Raw genomic sequence first — 452 nt, 5'->3', positions numbered from 1 at the left:
GCGAAACATACAAACCTTTCCGTTTCTGCATCATAAAGGGCAATGATGTCTTTGTCTAGATTTTCGGGGTCATACTTTACTTTAAATTTCTTTCCTATACTGTCACCATGGAATTGTAAGTCTACTTTTCCTTGGTCGTTTAGTACCTCGTAATTGAATGTTTGCTGACCGAATGTAATCGGTAAACCGCTTTGGTAATAAGTGTAAGTTTCTGCTTCATCGAACGATGCTATCTTTTCACTCTTGATACGTGCCTTTGGTCTGAACTCCCAGAAGAGTTTCATGTTAGATACTGCACCCAATGTCTTGAAATCATCATACTCAGGGCTTTCGTTCCAACGCTCCATTGGTGACTTGCCGTCTCGCTTCTGAATTCTGTTGTTCCATTCGTTCATATCAGATTCAACTAATGCTTTAATCTCCTCCAATGTTTTGTACTGAAACTTCTCCAG

Annotated in this window: 1 protein-coding gene; it reads right to left on the bottom strand. The window is 39.8% G+C overall.

Annotation, left to right across the window (positions count from 1 at the left end; all coding sequences use genetic code 11):
- Positions 1-452, bottom strand: a 452-nt coding sequence (locus tag PL77_RS32215; RefSeq protein WP_044213797.1) for a hypothetical protein, incomplete at both ends; no start/stop codon positions are given.

Origin of the sequence: Flammeovirga sp. OC4 (genome assembly GCF_000812565.1) — a bacterium.
In the GTDB taxonomy this organism is placed as follows: Bacteria; Bacteroidota; Bacteroidia; order Cytophagales; family Flammeovirgaceae; genus Flammeovirga.
Note: the sequence above shows the minus strand (reverse complement) of the source record. Positions and strands in the feature narration are given on the sequence as shown.